Raw genomic sequence first — 14,394 nt, forward strand, 5'->3', positions numbered from 1 at the left:
ACCTGAGCGCTGGCGCGCTCAGGATCGACGCCCTTCGCTGCGCTCCGGGCAGGCTTCGCTGACGCTTCGCCAGATTCCCCGCGCGAGCGCGGGAATCGACGTCCGCAAGCGGACGTCCAGAGAGAAGGGCTGGCGCAAGCGCCAGCCCTGGTGGCGCTGACGCGCCACCAGATGTCCGCGCAAGCGCGGACATCGAAGGGGTGTCCGCTGACGCTCCCACCCCTTCAGGTCCTTCCGGCTCCGCCTCCAGGACCAAGCCCGCTGTCGCGGGCCGGCTGGCAGCGGTGACGGGTGGGGTGGCTTGTCACTGTGCTCGTCACTCCCAATAGCAGCCACTGATGTAGACGCTCGACAGGCCCGCAGTGTGCTCATTGAGCTGGACGTCCCAGCGGTCAGCTGCCTCGGCGTATGCGGCCTCCACTTCTTCGGACGGTCGGCAGCAGTGGGTTGTCGCCACTTCCTCCCACACCATGCGGATCCTGGCTGCTTCCTCCACCAGGTGCAGAAGGCGTGTCGTGTCCTGTGCACTGCGCTGCATGGCACTCCCCCATCGGTGTGTCGGCGCATCCATCGTCCACGGGTGACCCACAGCTGCGGTAGAGACCGCTCGTTTCCGGTACGGAATCCGGTGATGTCTTGTTCCGGACGCCGTCGTGGGTGTAAGCGCGGTACAGTCTTCAGTGTGCATCACACCAGAAGTGATGCGTGTAGCTGTGTAGGATCCCGAGAACATCGCTATTCCCTCCCCGGCGGGTCTGTCCGCCGCTTCGAGTTCATTCGAGTTCAGCGGAGTGCCGAGTGCAGAAGTCTGGTGACATCGTGCTGCGTCCTCATCAGGAGGAGGCGGTGGAGGCCATTGTCCGGGGGCTGGATATTCCGCCGGGGAAGCGGATTCCGGAGGCGGGTCTGCGGGCAACGGTGGTGGCGGCGTGCGGGACGGGGAAGACGTTCATGGCGGCCGCGGCGGCGCTCCGGCTGGCGCGGCACGGGCGGGTCCTGGTGCTGCTGCCGACGCTCGATCTCCTGACACAGACGGTGCGGGAGTGGCGGCTCGCCGGGCACACCGGGCCGGCGGTCGCGGTGTGCTCCCTCGAGGACGACCCGCAGCTGTGGCAGCTCGACGTACGGACCACGACATCGGCCCCGCAGCTGGGGCTGTGGCACGGGCGCGGCCCGGTGACGGTCTACGCCACGTACGCGTCGCTGCCCGTCATCACCGAGGCCCACGAGGGTGCGTACGGGCTGCCGATGGACGTGTTCGACCTGGTCGTCGTCGACGAGGCGCACCGGACGTCAGGTTCGGCGGGGAAGGCGTGGGCGGACGTGCACCGCCAGGACGTGATTCCGGCGATGCGCCGGCTCTACATGACCGCCACCCCCCGGGTCTGGATGGAACGCCCGCCCCGCACGCGGGCCCAGGAGCGGGAGATGGAGGAGGCCCGCCGGCTCGCGGAGGAGAAGGAGCGTGAGGAGGCGGAGGCCGAGGGGCGGGCCTACGTCAGCAGGCCACGCTGGGACCGGCTGCCGAAGGAGCTGGCGTGCTCGATGGACGACCCGAAGGTGTTCGGGCCCGTCGTCTACGAACTCTCCCTCGCCGACGCCATCTCCCGCGGACTCTTGGCGAAGTATCAGATCGTTGTCGCCGAGCTCACCGACCCGGTCGTCACCCCGGACCGGCTCCTGGGTGAGGAGCGGTACGAGGAGCAGCTGCGCGGCCAGCGCCTCGCCGCCATGCAGACCGCTCTCCTGGAGACGATGGCCGCCCACGGGCTGCAGACCACGATCACCTTCCACCACCGCACCGTGGAGGCAGAGGCCTTCGCCGCCGGGCTCGACCGCGTCGCCCGCCGGCTCCACGCCGTCGACCCCCTGCGGCATCCGGAACGGGTGTGGTCGGGATGGCTGTCCGGGGAACACGAAGGCACCCACCGGCAGACGGTACTCGCCGACTTCGGACGCCGGGCCGGCCGCGCGGTGCTCTCGAATTGCCGGGTTCTGGGCGAGGGAGTCGACATCAGAGCCACCGACAGCGTGGCCCTGATCGACCCCAAGGGGTCTGCCGTCGACATCGTCCAGGCCATCGGGCGGGCCCTGCGGCAGAAGCCCGGTGAAGGAAAGATGGCCACCCTCATCGTCCCCGTATTTCTACGGAAGGATGAAAAGCCTGAGGACATGCTTTCGTCCAATTCGTATCGGCCGCTGGTTCGAGTTTTGGCGGGACTACGGGCGCACGATGAAAAGGCTGTGGAAATGCTTGCTATTCCACAGGAGAACCAGAAAAGGATCGTAGACCCGTCTCGGCCGGTCGGGAAGGCGCCGGAGGAGGGCGAGGAGGAGTCACGGCTGCTCCTCCGGTTCGCGACGCCGCGGGACCCGGCGCTGATCGCGAAGTGGATCAGCTACCAGGTGATCAACACCGAACGCCAGGACTGGCGCCGGGGCGCTGAAGCCGCGCTGCGCTACCGGCAGCGGGAGGGCGATCTGGAGGTCCCGTACGAACACGTCGAGACCGCGGGAGCCTTCCCGCTGGGGCGGTGGCTGTCCGACCAGCGGCGCACCTACCGGGCCGGGACCATGACCGGCGAACGCGCGGCCGAACTGGAAGAACTCGGGATCGTCTGGGACACCGCCGACGCATCATTCGAGGCCAACCTCGGCGCGGCGCGGGCCTACTACGAGCTCCACGGGACCCTGGCCGCGCCGCGGGGCGCGGCGATCATGGACGTCCAGGTCGGACAGTGGCTCACGAACATCCGCCGGCCCGGCGGGCTCGGGAAGGACCCGGTACGCGCCGAGCGGCGGGCAGCGGCGCTCGCCGCGATCGACCCGGACTGGAACCCGGGGACGCTGGGATGGACGGTCGACTGGCAACGCCACCACGCCTACCTCACCCAGCTCCTCGCGGGCGGCGCCCGCCTGACCTCGATCATGCCGGGCGTCACCCGGCATGGCGAGGACGTCGGACGGTGGCTCGCTTCGCAACGGCGGGGCTGGGACCGGCTAAACGAGGAACAGCAGCGCCGACTCGCCACGCTCGGCGTGAAGAAGACCCCACGAACCCGCAAGACGGCAGCGAAGACCGCCGTGGCGTCCGGGCCGCACGCGGGCGGCGAGGCGTTCCAGAAAGGCCTCCAAGCCCTCCAGCAGTACATCGAACGGGAGGGTGGGATGCCGGGGCGGGCCGTCGTCGAGCGGCTCCCCGACGGCACCGAACACCGCACCGGCATCTGGCTCGCCAACCAGAAAGCCCGCCGCGACCGACTCGACGCCACCCAACTCGCAGCCCTCGCCGAGCTGGGTGTGGAGTGGGCGCAGTAGCCGTGTCGAACAGGTTATGTGGCGCTGCTGCCTTCTGATGGCCCCGAACTCGGCATGGCGGAGTCAACAAGGACAGGCGTGGCCCTCCGCCCGGTGCCTCATCCACAGCACCACGTCGCACACCCGCAGCGCGCTGACGCTCTCCGGCACCTCGGCAACCTGGCGCAGCGCGAGCAACTGACGGTGCAGGGCTCGGTCGTCCGCGCGCAGCGCGGCATGCAGCGCAAGCCAGAACGAGGGGCGCGGGCGGCCCAGAGCGCAGCGCACCACCTTGTCGTAGACCGGCAGCAGCCGCGGACGCTTCCTGGCCAGGAGCTTCCCCGCGATCACCCATCCGACGTCGCGCTGGTCTTCGAGCAGTTGCCAGGCCCGGGCCGCCGGCGAGCCTTCGGCCAAGACCGCGGCTGTGGCATCGGCCATATCGATGTCTTTGGGGATGGCCTGCAGCAGACCGGACAGCCGCTCGCCGAGAGGGCCCTCCAACATGTCCAGCGCGACCGGCACTGGAACGGTCACCGACAAGGTCTGCACCGCGACCAAGTCCTCCGCCGTGATCCGGTCGGCGACCTCCGGCAGGTCTCCCCCACCCGCCAGATGCTCGAACCGGCTGCCGGTGAACGGCAGCGCACCGGGCGGAAGATTGATCCCGAAGTAACGCCGCAAATCCACGACCGCCTGACGAGCGGTGATGTAGCCGTGTATCCGTTCCGCGCACGGCGGCGGAAGGGTGGAGCTGGGCATTAGCGACTCAATTCCAAGCAGCGATGTGCCGTCGCGTGGCCTTCTCGAGGTGACCGCCGACCAGGAGGCCTCTGATCACCTCGGCAGGGCGCGTGCGGGTTACTGCTCGACCGTCAAGGTCTGCCGGTCCAGATCAAGTTTCAAGGTCCCGCCGCCTTGGGTGCGCAGTTGACGCCAGGCGGCGTACCCGGTCGTGATCGCCAGCTCCCAGTCTGCGGCGCGCAGGACACTGACTTCAAGGTGCGAGGTCATGGATGCGATGGTTTTGAGGAACTCGTGGTCGATGTGGCGAACGTTCTCGAAGTAGCCATGGCGAGCTGCGTAGGAGAACACGAGGGCGGAGATGCCCTCCTCAATCGCCATCGCACGTCCGCCGTCTTCGGCCTCGTCGGTCTTGGGGTCGCTCTTGCGCTTGCAACCCATGAGAAAGCGGGAGACAGGGGACCATCCGAGGACGGCAGCATGAGCCAGGTGGAAGACATCATGGAAGCGGTAGTCGTCGTCGATGTGGGAGGCGTCGGTTAGGGGGTCTCCGCAGCGCACGCCGTCGCGGGTAAGCACGGCAACAGTGCGGCCGTCGCTCTCGCGTTGCTGGAGGGTGAAGGTGAGGGTGGCCTGCCGCGGGAGCTGCTCGGTCTCGGGGAAGCCGGTGTCGAAGACGATGCGGTCGCGCTGGGGGGTGGGGTGCCACCGATCGCCGATCTTGACGAGATTGGCGGCCGCGACATCCTCGAGGTCGAGGTCGAATCGGTGGGCTAGCGCGGCGATGTACCAGAGGACGTCGCCGAGTTCTTCGCGCAGGTGCTGCTTGCCTGAGGCGAGGCCGGGTCCGTCGCGCAAGCGCTTCTTGTAGGCGGTGGCGAGGGAGCCAACCTCGCCGACAAGGCCGAGCAGCGGCACCGTGACGGGATCTGTGCCAGGGGCGGACTCTTGGAGGGTCTTGATGGCAGCTTGCTGGTAGCGGTTGAAGTCCACAACTTCCTCCTGTCGGAAAATCCGGCATCGAGGTCGGAAAATCCCGACCCGTGTCGTATGCTAGAGCAGCGCTGCTGGAAAATCCGACGAACGGGAGAGTCTCCTGAACGCGATCGAGCCGTCCTTCGAGGACATCGTCACCGTGGTCGTGGAGTTCCTGGCCGAACTGCAGGATCGAGATCCCGATGAGCTGCGGATGGAGCTGGAGGAGGCGGGCGAGGAGCTGCCGGTCGATTCCATCCTCGTCGTCGAGATCCTGACCCGCATCGAGGAGCGATACGGGATCAGCGTCCCCGCGGACGAGGAGGCCGCCCGCTCCACCCGGTCGGTACGCACCTTCGCGGCCACCGTCCTGAACGTGATCAACGAGAGGCAGAAGTCATGAACCCCCAGCCCGCCGAACCCCGCAGCCGCGACCCGGAACTGGAACTGCTCGGGGAGCGTCTGCGCAACACCCGCGACTACCTGGGCATGTCGCAGCAGCACGTCTCCGACATGACCGGCATCCCCCGCTCGGCGGTCAGCGACATCGAACGAGGCGCCCGCCGCGTGGACAGTCTGGAACTGAAAAAGCTCGCACGCCTGTACATGCGGCCGGTGTCCTACTTCCTCGACAAGGAGGAGGACGTAGACCTCGGGGCGCACGCGCTCGCCGGACTGCCCCGCGCCCTGGTCGGACTGACCGACGGCGACTGGGAGGAAGTGCTCAGCTTCGCCGAGTTCCTGAAGTTCCGGCGCGCTGGTGAACAGGAGCAGGCAGCGGAGCAGGGGGCAGCCAGTCCATCGCAGGAGCAGGAGCGCCTCGAGTGAACTGGGACGTGGCACACCAAATTGCCGCGATGTCAGCGGTCAAGGCGCACCGCGACCTTGGTGCGGATCGCAACGCGTACATCGACGTGTACGCCGCGCTATTCCGTGCCGGGGTCGTCGGGATGGCACGGCCCATGCCTCGGCTGTTCGGGGTGTATGCCTCGCCACAAGACAACGGGCCGGCGGTGCTGCTGAACGCGAGCCTGGACATCGTGGCGCAGCGGCACACCGCGGCGCACGAGCTTGGGCATCACTTGTCCGGGCACGGTACGGCACTGGACGAGGAGCTGGACCGTGCCCGTAGGTGGGGGGACGGATCCTGGCCGGACGAGGAAAAGCTGGCGGAGGCGTTCGCGGCGTGGTTTCTGATGCCGCTGCCGGCAGTTCAGGCCGCATTGACGCGAATCGGGATAGGCCACCCCCGGGTTCCAGAGCACGCCTACAGGGTGGCCCGCTGGCTGGGCACCTCCTATGCGGGGACCGTGAATCATCTGCACCGGCTGCGGCTGGTGACGCGGGCGCAGAAGGCCGAATGGCTGCGGGTCAAGCCCGCGGCCATCAAAGCAAACCTGGCAGGCGGTGCGGCACCTGGCAAAGCCCACGTCCACGTCATCGATACGGGCGCCCACGGTGCCACCGTGCGTGTCGACGCAGGGGACCTGATCGTTCTTGGCGATACCGGGGCCCGCTTCGATTGGCTGCCCCACGAGCTCCAGGCGCCCCAAGATGTGGCCGGACAGCTCCCCGTGCGCGAAGACCCGGCCACCGTGGTGGCCGCGGAGGTAACCGGCGCGTTCACCGGGGCAGCCTCGGTCACGGTGCGCGTTCCCGGGGCCGCCGAACTGCTGGGATTCACACTGGAACGCCAGGCCCCGCGCGTTGGCGTCCAGAACCTCTGGCCCACCTGACGACTTCGTCCGGCGCACTTCCCGACACCGCTCCACCTATGAGACTCCCCTGCTGATCGACGCGCACATGAGGAGCATCGATGCTGTCAACTTTCGTTGTCCAGGGAACGAATACCTCACTGGCCTGGAAGGCCGCCTGCCTGGAGCTGGATAGGCCCGGGAACCCGAAGCGGGACGCCTTCCACACCGTAGTCCGGATCGAAGACGCCGCCACGGAGGACCCGCAGCTACGCGCCGAGTTCGACAGGATGCGGGAGGAGACGGGCTATGCGCCGATCGAGACAGTGGCCAACACCCTTTTCCCCGCACAGCTCGCAGCCGTCTCCCACACCCCTGCGGATCTGGTGCGCCGGTACCAGGAGATCTACCCGCGGATACGGCGCATCGACCGGGCCAACGCGACCGGCACCTACTTCGGGCGCGTCGTGGCCTACCCCGGACAGGACGGCCCCGTCGATCAACTGACCACACTGATCGATCGGATCCGCCGACAGGCGGCAGGCAAGGGGCCGATGAGCGCCGCATACGAGATGGACATCGCCCATCCCGACGATGTGGACCAGGACAGCACAAACGGCACGGACGGCAACGGCGGGGCGGCGACCGGCGCGAGCGCCTGGTCCACGTCGATACATGCCGCCGGGAAGGACAACGGGATACGGGGGTTCCCCTGCCTGAGCCACTGCTCGTTCCAGTTGCAGCGCGGCCGGGTCCTGCACGCGGTGGCTCTGTACCGCAGCCACTACATGGTCGCTCGTGCTTACGGTAACTACCTGGGGCTGGGCCGGCTGCTGGCCTACCTGGCCCAGCACGCCGGGGTGCACCCCGGCAGCCTGACCGTGGTCGCCGGGCACGCTCAGATAGAAGGGGACATCAAGGCGTTGCGGCCTGTACTCCAAGGCCAGGGCCGCCTCCAGCTGGCCTGAACCACGCGAAGGCTGTCAAGCCTGGGGGGCCTGAGAGTTGATGCCCCACTTGGGCGGGAACCAGGCCGTCAGCTGGGCACCATCGGCGCGGTACAGCTGCTTGATACGGCTTCGGCCACTGATTCCGACGATGTCCGGGTGGACCACACGTGCGTACTTGTCGACCTCGCAGAAGAGGTTCTGGCAATCGATCAGCTGCAGCGGGCGCCCCCGTAGCCCCGTGAAGGTGAGCCCGAGGCGGGCGAAGTGCTCCTGCTGCGTGTCGGACATATAGCGGATCGCTTCGGCTTCGATGCCGCCTGCGGCGGCGCCGAAGCACTTGCGGATGCCGTCACGGGCGCCTGGCCCGGGAACGACGAAGTCCATTTCGGAGAACGACAGCCCGGCCGCGTAGTTCAGGTCGATCAGGTATTGGTAGGCCAGGAATGGGCCGAGTGCCGGAAAGCTGAGCAGCACCTGGTACGCCTCACGCATGGAGGCAGCCTTCCGAACCCGCTCCGGCGCCCCCTGGCCCATCATCAGTTCGACCAGACGCAGGTGATTACGGTGCTTACGCTGCTCACCCAGTTGCGGCGGCGGAGTGATGTAGGCGGCCGAGTACAACCGCTCCCCGGCCGTGAACGCCCGCGACAACACTCGGTCCAGAGACCGGTAGTCGTAGCGGTGCCAGGCGACTTCACCCAGGTGCTCCTCCAGCAATTGCCAGGTCTGAATCTTGTTGAAGAACTTGAACAGCAAGGTACGGAAGAACACCTCCTGCCATTCCTGGTCTCCGCGATAGGACACATGGCCGATCAGATATTGGCTGACCCGGTCGGCCGCCCGGAAGCAGTTGGTGAACCGGTGCTGCGCGAGCACAGGGTCAGGAACCGCCGGCTTCGGCGCCTCCCCCAGCCGCGACAGGTACACCTGCTGCCGGGCAGCCGCGAACCGCCAGTAGGTGTCGAACACCGGCGTGGGCTGCAGCACCCGCCCCGCAATCCGCACCTTGGCGGGAGGATCGAAGTCTTCCGCCGGGCGGCTCGCTCGGGCTTGCAGCATGGTCACCATGAGGTCAATATATATTGAATATAGATTCAACCGCCAGAGGGGACGAGGCATGGAACTGCTATGGCGCACCCAACGCAGCAACGCTCTCGTCACCTGGCCTGACGCCGTCAACGAGCGCTTGGACCAGTTGGTGGCTGCAGGGCTTGCAGCCGGCGAGAATGCCAACCGCTCCCAACTGCTCGCAGCCCTCGTGGTTCAAGCTGAACTCTCCCCCGCGTTCGTCTCCGAGGTCCTGCAGTCTTACCGCAGCCTGAGCACAGACGCCCTCGACGCGGCCAACCGCTCCGCTGCCGAGCAGTGGCCGCAAGTCCGCCGCACCGGACCACGCCGCGAGACGCGCCGCCCTCCCGCCCGGGGCAACGGCCAAAGCACAGGGCGCAGCGAGGACTCCTTCACCATCAACGACGCACCCCGCGGCCCCGACACGCCTAATCCCGAGGTTCACGCTTAGAAGGATGGTGAACTCACCGCATGGCCCACGTGAGGCATGAGAGCCAAGCGGAACAAACTGGGGCACCGCTGACCCGCCCACTCCTGGAACGCCGCTGTGGTGCGTGCCGTTACCTGTCCTGCGCGGTCAGGAGCAGGACCAGGGCCTTGGAACGGGTTGTCCCGAGCGCGGTGGCCACCGCTTCGGCAGACATACCCTCGTCGCACAGCACGCCGGCAGCCTCCCGGCCCACCCGGGCCGCGATCCGCTCCAGCACACCGGCAGCGCGCAGCGCGGCCAACGGCGTGTCCGCGGCCGTCACGGTCAGCTGCCCGGCCATCTCGACCAGGAGCGCGACCAGCGGGTCGGGCAGCGGCACCGCCACGTCGCGGACGACAGACAGGTGCGCGGTCCAGTCCGCAAGCGGTCCCGAGAGGTCGATGTCCGCTTCGTACAGGGGCTGGTCGCCGATCGTGTCCCAGTCGAGGGGGTACTGGGCGGCGCTGCGCCATCCGCACGCGCACACGGCCCGGAGGGTCTCGGCGCGCGGGCGGCGGGCCCGGCCGTCGTAGGCCGACCAGTGCGTACTCGACGGCACGTTCGGCCCGCTCCCGACGTCGAAGTACACCGGGCCTGGCTCGCTGCCGCCGACGAGTACACCCGCCGCGCCCGCGTGCGCGTCCCCGAAATCCACCGTCCACCAGTCCCAATCCAGCGCACCATCCTCTCCTACGTTCCTGCCGACAGGCCGGCCGGATCCCGTCTGCGACCTTGCCCCGTCCGCGCACGCGCCCACACCTGGGCAGTCCCAACAACCGGGGCGGTTGGGTACCGGGCCCCGCCACACATCCCGAAAACACGACACCCCGATAGGGTTAAATCCAATATCCTGGTGGGGTTAATTTTGCTAGGGTTCGGGGTGGAGGTGGGCCATGCCGAGCCAGGAAGAACTGTTCGACGCGGTGGACGCGCTGCTGGAGGGCGAGCCGCAGTTGCCGTCTCCGGCGGAGCGGGCGCGACTGCGTGAAGCCGCGGGTGTCACGCAGGCCCGGCTCGCGGCCGCTCTGAAGTCGACACCGCAGACGGTGAAGAACTGGGAGAACGGCCGCTCCGAGCCGCGGCCACCGCGGCTTCAGGCCTACCTGCGACTGCTGGACGGCTGGGCCGAGCGGTACCCCGCGCCGGCCGCGACCAAGTCCGCGTCCGCTCCGGTTCCCGTGCCCGCTCCGGTTCCGGAGGCGTTCACCAGCCCCGTGGAGCAACCCACCGAGCCGGCCGGACACGCCGCGGCCGCCAGCCCCGCTGCACCGGGTCCGGTCGTGAAGGCACCCGTGGAGGCGGCCAAGCCCTCGGCTCCGTCGCGCCGCCCGGCGGGGAAAGCCGCTGCGCAGCCGGCCGTCGACCCGCGGTTCCTGCACGGCCCGCTCGCGGTCCTGGACGGCGACAGCTCTGCCTACGGCGTGGACGGGATCGTCCTGGACTGCCCGGCCACCACCATTCCGCAGCTGGTGGAGTGGACGCTGCAGGAGTCCGGGCTCGGCACGCCGCGGTTGAACCGCAACGGCAAGGACTCCGACCCCCTGGTCGTCCTCACCGCGGCGGCCGCCGTGAAGCTGGGGCTGCCCGAGCGGCTAGAGGGCCCGGAGGCCCGCCGTTCGCTGCGGCTGCCCGACGACCACCCGGTCGTCAAGCAGCTCGCGAAGGCGAAGTGGAAGCTGACGCAGCGCGGCTTCGGCCCGTGGGCGCGGATCTACCGGCCGGCGCAGGCCGGGCAGCGCCAGTGCGTGCAGCTCGCGATCCTGTCGTGGGAGGCGCTCGATGCCCGGTCCTGGCCGGGGGTCGCAGGCATGGAGCCGGCCGAGGTCGCCCGGGTGCTGGGCACGTACGCGGCCCGGGTGATCACCCCGCGCGGCTCCACCGCCACCTCCGGGCTCGAGCTCATGACCGCGTTGCGGCCGCCGACCCGCGCCCTGAAGAACGAGACCACCGGCGCGTGGGAGTCCGCCTACAACCCGGGCTCGCTCGGCACCGAGCCGATGGACCCCGCCCCGCCGGAAGCCCCGCAGGAGCACCCCGTCGCGCAGGGATGGACCGGCGGCTTCCTCGACGAGGAGGCCTACCAGTGGGTGCGGGACCCTCAACTGCTCACCGACGAGGAGTGCCTGCTGCCGTACGCGGTCGGCCTGGACCTGAACACCGCGTTCCTCGCCGCGGCCGCTCGCCTGGTCGTCGGCCTGTCCGCACCCGACCACTTCCACCGCCCGACCTTCAACAAGAAGATCCCCGGCTCCTGGATGGTCGACCTCTCACACATCGAGCTGGACCCGCGCCTGCCCTCGCCGTTTACCCCCTCCGGGCAGCGGCCGACCGGGCCGGCCTGGTACCAGACCCACACCCTCGCTTACGCCCAGGAGCTCGGCCACGACGTCGCGCCGATCGAGGCGTTCCTGCGCCGGGAGACGGGTGCGTACCTGGATCCGTGGCACGACCGCCTCAAGACCGCGTACGTCGACACGCTCGCCGATCTGGGTGTGACTGCCGAGCTGGACGACCGGCAGTTCCTCGCCGCGATGGAGCAGCACAAGCAGGTGGATCCCGGGATGGCGGCCGTACTCGCCGCGATCAAGGCCACTGTCAAGGGCGGCGTCGGCAAGCTCCGCGAGCGCCCCCAGGGACGGCACTACCGGGACGGGGAGCGGTGGCCGGCGCTGGAGCGGCCGACCTGGCGCCCCGACATCCGCGCCGCGGTCATCTCCAAGGCACGGGTCAACATGCACCGCAAGATGGCCAACACCGCGAAGGCGACCGGCCAGTACCCGCTCGGCGTGCTCTCCGACTGCGTCGTCTACGCCAGCCCCGGATCCTCCCCGCTCGACTTCCTGCCGTACACCACCTCCGGCAAGCCCCTCCCCGGCTCCTTCCGCCTCGGGACGACGCCAGGCCTCGCGAAGCTCGAAGGCCTCCAGGAGATGGCGTGGGCCGTCGACCTCATGGAGAAGGGCCTCAACCCGGCCCGGCACATCAAGGGCGGCGACGCCGTCCTGGACGAAGGAGAGTAGGTAGACCGTGGGGGACATCGATGACGCCCTGGAGCGCGCGGGCCGGGAGACGTTCACGCGGGAGCCGCCCAAGACGCTGAAGGGCCGCATCAACTTTCTGATGGGCAAGCTGAAGACCACCAGGGCCGTGGCCGCCGAGCTCGGCGTCAGCCAGCGGTCCATCGAGCGCTACCGCACCGGCGAACGCAAGACCCCGCCCAAGGCGATCACCGACCGGATCGACACCGCCGTACGCGCCCGATGGCAGCCCAAGGTCCGCGACCGCCGCCGCAAGGAAGCCGCCACCCGCACCGGGATCACCGTCGAGACCCGCGCCCGATTTGGATACACCGCGCCCATCGGCACCACCGACGACGGCCGGATGCGACGCCTCACCGTCCACCTCCCGCCCGCGTACGCGCAGCGCCTGTTCGACGCCCAGCAGCAGGGCGCCCAGGATCCGGAACTGCGCGCGATCGTCGCCGAAGGACTCCAGGACATCTACTTCAAGGACGGCGGAACCCGCGCCGACCAGCTCGAAGTCGAATTCACCGACATCGACTACATCGACGTGTCGTTCTGAGAGGAAGGGGTGGCCGGCGCACTTGTAAGCCGGGGCCGCCGTGGCGGTGGGAGCGGCCGGCGCCGCCACCGCAGCCACCGCCGCGCGCTTGATGCGCCCCGAAGCGCGCCGCGCACGGCGCCCTCCTTGACGCCGTCTCTACGTGACCGCGGCCCTGCCGGAACCTGCCCGTTCAAGCAGCTTGGGCAGCGGCTGAGCCGAAGACGTCGTCGAAGGGGTGGGCGCGGTGTGTGCTGACGAGGTGGTAGGCGCCGCTTGAGTGGCGCAGGGCGTGGTCGGTGTAGTGGAGGACTTCGGCGGGGGTGAGGACTTTGAGGTCGCCGAAGACGTAGTAGAGCGGGGTGGGGGCATGGATGGCGGTGAAGTGGAGGCCGGCGTTGATGGTCGTGGCACTGATCGAGTAGCGGCTCGTGTCGGTGCTGGGCATGCGGTCTTTCGCGTCGATGGTGACGACGTCGGCACCGCGGGCGGCAATCAGGTCGGGGAACTGCCTCAGGGCGGAGCGGGTACAGCGCAGGGCTTCGCGGACAGCATGGGGGTAGGTGCCCTGTCCGCAGGGGTGGACGGTCCAGCCTCTGGCGCGCAAGGCGGCGGCGACTCGCTGTTCGTGCAGGTCCCCGACAGCCTTGCGGTGCTGCCACTGCGTCACGGTGGTTCCCCCTTCGACGAGTTCTGCATGCGTGATACGAACTGCCTTCTTTTCGTATTCCCTCATCTCTGGCTATGATGCCGCACATGGAGGCATACGTTGACCCACGCTTTCGTCCCACGCTGTGGCCCGGAACACCCGTTCCCGCACCGCAGTTGAGCCCCCTCACCGACGCGCGGGCAGAGGGCGAGTGGATCGTCTGGAGCCCCCGGCTCCGCTCCCCCGGCGATGGCACGGTGTCGCTGCCCGAGGACTTCTACCTGCGCGAATTCATGGAGCTCGACCCCGCCGACCTCGAGGCGGTCGCCGCCATGATGCGCGCCTACGGGCATCTGGGAGGCCGCGTCGGGTCGTTGAGCCTCGACGTCGAGGAACACGATCACTTCACCGCGCTGACGGACAGCCTCCACCCCGAGCGCGGCCCGTTCGCCCTTCACGGCGAGCTGGCGACGCTGTTCGTCTCCGAGGCTCAGGACGCCATCGCCACCTGGCTGGCTCTGCGTCACGAGGGCGGACTGGACGCACTCGTCGAAGCCGAGGCCACCGAAGAAGAGCTCGCCCGGTGGCAGGCCGCCAACAGCGACAAGGCGGAGACGTGGCCGCGCGACCTCAACCACATGCGCGAGGAGCTGCTGGCGCTGAAGGTCAGCGACCTGGCCAGCACCCTCAACGCGGCTCTGGAGCCCTTCAGTATCGGCATCGGCGGCCTCGAAGACCGCTACCCCACACTCCTCGCCGTGGCGTTCCTCCAGCTCTACAACCACCTCGCCGAGAACGCCACCATCCGCGAATGCGCCAACGAGAACTGCCGGCGGCCCTTCGTCCGGCAGCGCGGCCGTGCCGAGTACGGACAGAACCGCACCACCGGCGTCAAGTACTGCACACGCGAATGCGCCCGCGCCCAAGCCCAGCGCGAACACCGGCGCCGCCGGAAACTGCAGCCCGCCCCAGACCAGCCCAGCTGAC

General features: G+C 68.8%; 15 protein-coding genes. 9 read left to right on the plus strand and 6 right to left on the minus strand.

Translation table 11 applies throughout. The features are described from left to right. Window positions 1-316: 316 nt before the first annotated feature. Entirely contained in the window at window positions 317-538 is a 222-nt protein-coding gene (locus OG472_RS00005) for a hypothetical protein (RefSeq protein ID WP_405940584.1), read from the minus strand. A 281-nt stretch (window positions 539-819) separates the two neighbouring features. On the opposite strand from OG472_RS00005, the gene OG472_RS00010 reads away from it, so the two are divergent. After that, on the plus strand, window positions 820-3,318 hold the full coding sequence (locus OG472_RS00010; protein ID WP_405943125.1) for a Helicase associated domain protein: 2,499 nt from the start codon (window positions 820-822) through the stop codon (window positions 3,316-3,318). Between the two features lie 63 nt (window positions 3,319-3,381). Here OG472_RS00010 and OG472_RS00015 read toward each other — a convergent pair whose 3' ends face one another. Both OG472_RS00015 and OG472_RS00020 read right to left on the minus strand, forming a co-directional pair. Then, window positions 3,382-4,059 (minus strand): DUF6308 family protein, encoded by a 678-nt coding sequence (locus OG472_RS00015; RefSeq protein WP_405940585.1) that lies wholly within the window; start codon window positions 4,057-4,059, stop codon window positions 3,382-3,384. A gap of 99 nt (window positions 4,060-4,158) precedes the next feature. Further along, entirely contained in the window at window positions 4,159-5,034 is an 876-nt protein-coding gene (locus OG472_RS00020) for a nucleoside triphosphate pyrophosphohydrolase family protein (protein ID WP_405940586.1), read from the minus strand. 142 nt (window positions 5,035-5,176) lie between these two features. On the opposite strand from OG472_RS00020, the gene OG472_RS00025 reads away from it, so the two are divergent. The 4 genes from OG472_RS00025 to OG472_RS00040 all read left to right on the plus strand — a co-directional run bounded on the left by OG472_RS00025 (window position 5,177) and on the right by OG472_RS00040 (window position 7,678). After that, a complete protein-coding gene (locus OG472_RS00025) occupies window positions 5,177-5,419 on the plus strand; it encodes an acyl carrier protein (protein WP_405940587.1) in 243 nt (80 codons plus the stop codon). Then, complete coding sequence (locus tag OG472_RS00030; RefSeq protein ID WP_405940588.1) at window positions 5,416-5,844, plus strand: helix-turn-helix domain-containing protein; 429 nt, start codon at window positions 5,416-5,418, stop codon at window positions 5,842-5,844. Before OG472_RS00025 ends, OG472_RS00030 begins: the two co-directional genes overlap by 4 nt. Then, window positions 5,841-6,752, plus strand: a complete 912-nt coding sequence (locus tag OG472_RS00035; protein ID WP_405940589.1) for an ImmA/IrrE family metallo-endopeptidase — start codon at window positions 5,841-5,843, stop codon at window positions 6,750-6,752. Before OG472_RS00030 ends, OG472_RS00035 begins: the two co-directional genes overlap by 4 nt. An 80-nt stretch (window positions 6,753-6,832) precedes the next feature. After that, the gene (locus tag OG472_RS00040) at window positions 6,833-7,678 is read left to right on the plus strand and encodes a hypothetical protein (protein WP_405940590.1); all 846 of its coding nucleotides are present in this window, start codon (window positions 6,833-6,835) and stop codon (window positions 7,676-7,678) included. 15 nt (window positions 7,679-7,693) lie between these two features. Here the strand turns inward: OG472_RS00040 and OG472_RS00045 are convergent, their stop codons facing one another. Further along, window positions 7,694-8,728, minus strand: a complete 1,035-nt coding sequence (locus OG472_RS00045; protein ID WP_405940591.1) for a nucleotide kinase domain-containing protein — start codon at window positions 8,726-8,728, stop codon at window positions 7,694-7,696. Window positions 8,729-8,777: 49 nt separating this feature from the next. Here OG472_RS00045 and OG472_RS00050 point away from each other — a divergent pair, with 49 nt between their 5' ends. Beyond that, complete coding sequence (locus tag OG472_RS00050; protein ID WP_405940592.1) at window positions 8,778-9,179, plus strand: hypothetical protein; 402 nt, start codon at window positions 8,778-8,780, stop codon at window positions 9,177-9,179. A gap of 109 nt (window positions 9,180-9,288) precedes the next feature. On the opposite strand, the gene OG472_RS00055 is transcribed toward OG472_RS00050, so the two are convergent. Then, entirely contained in the window at window positions 9,289-9,852 is a 564-nt protein-coding gene (locus OG472_RS00055; RefSeq protein WP_405940593.1) for a hypothetical protein, read from the minus strand. A gap of 238 nt (window positions 9,853-10,090) precedes the next feature. On the opposite strand from OG472_RS00055, the gene tap reads away from it, so the two are divergent. Both tap and tpg read left to right on the plus strand, forming a co-directional pair. Then, a complete protein-coding gene (gene tap, locus OG472_RS00060; protein ID WP_405940594.1) occupies window positions 10,091-12,217 on the plus strand; it encodes a telomere-associated protein Tap in 2,127 nt (708 codons plus the stop codon). 7 nt (window positions 12,218-12,224) lie between these two features. Continuing rightward, a complete protein-coding gene (gene tpg / locus OG472_RS00065; protein WP_405940595.1) occupies window positions 12,225-12,779 on the plus strand; it encodes a telomere-protecting terminal protein Tpg in 555 nt (184 codons plus the stop codon). Between the two features lie 172 nt (window positions 12,780-12,951). Here tpg and OG472_RS00070 read toward each other — a convergent pair whose 3' ends face one another. Continuing rightward, complete coding sequence (locus OG472_RS00070) at window positions 12,952-13,494, minus strand: hypothetical protein (RefSeq protein ID WP_266608984.1); 543 nt, start codon at window positions 13,492-13,494, stop codon at window positions 12,952-12,954. Window positions 13,495-13,514: 20 nt separating this feature from the next. Between OG472_RS00070 and OG472_RS00075 the strand changes: the two genes are divergently transcribed. Then, a complete protein-coding gene (locus OG472_RS00075; RefSeq protein ID WP_405940596.1) occupies window positions 13,515-14,393 on the plus strand; it encodes a hypothetical protein in 879 nt (292 codons plus the stop codon). Window position 14,394 lies beyond the last annotated feature (1 nt).

Source organism: Streptomyces sp. NBC_00207, from assembly GCF_045160965.1.
GTDB lineage: Bacteria > Actinomycetota > Actinomycetes > Streptomycetales > Streptomycetaceae > Streptomyces.

What these genes read in the sequence shown, in the direction of transcription:
- OG472_RS00005 (WP_405940584.1), bottom strand. Translation starts at nt 538, where the DNA reads ATGCAGCGCAGTGCACAGGACACGACACGCCTTCTGCACCTGGTGGAG.
- OG472_RS00015 (WP_405940585.1), bottom strand. Translation starts at nt 4,059, where the DNA reads ATGCCCAGCTCCACCCTTCCGCCGCCGTGCGCGGAACGGATACACGGC.
- OG472_RS00030 (WP_405940588.1), top strand. Translation starts at nt 5,416, where the DNA reads ATGAACCCCCAGCCCGCCGAACCCCGCAGCCGCGACCCGGAACTGGAA.
- OG472_RS00040 (WP_405940590.1), top strand. Translation starts at nt 6,833, where the DNA reads ATGCTGTCAACTTTCGTTGTCCAGGGAACGAATACCTCACTGGCCTGG.
- OG472_RS00045 (WP_405940591.1), bottom strand. Translation starts at nt 8,728, where the DNA reads ATGGTGACCATGCTGCAAGCCCGAGCGAGCCGCCCGGCGGAAGACTTC.
- OG472_RS00050 (WP_405940592.1), top strand. Translation starts at nt 8,778, where the DNA reads ATGGAACTGCTATGGCGCACCCAACGCAGCAACGCTCTCGTCACCTGG.
- tap (WP_405940594.1), top strand. Translation starts at nt 10,091, where the DNA reads ATGCCGAGCCAGGAAGAACTGTTCGACGCGGTGGACGCGCTGCTGGAG.
- OG472_RS00070 (WP_266608984.1), bottom strand. Translation starts at nt 13,494, where the DNA reads ATGAGGGAATACGAAAAGAAGGCAGTTCGTATCACGCATGCAGAACTC.
- OG472_RS00075 (WP_405940596.1), top strand. Translation starts at nt 13,515, where the DNA reads ATGGAGGCATACGTTGACCCACGCTTTCGTCCCACGCTGTGGCCCGGA.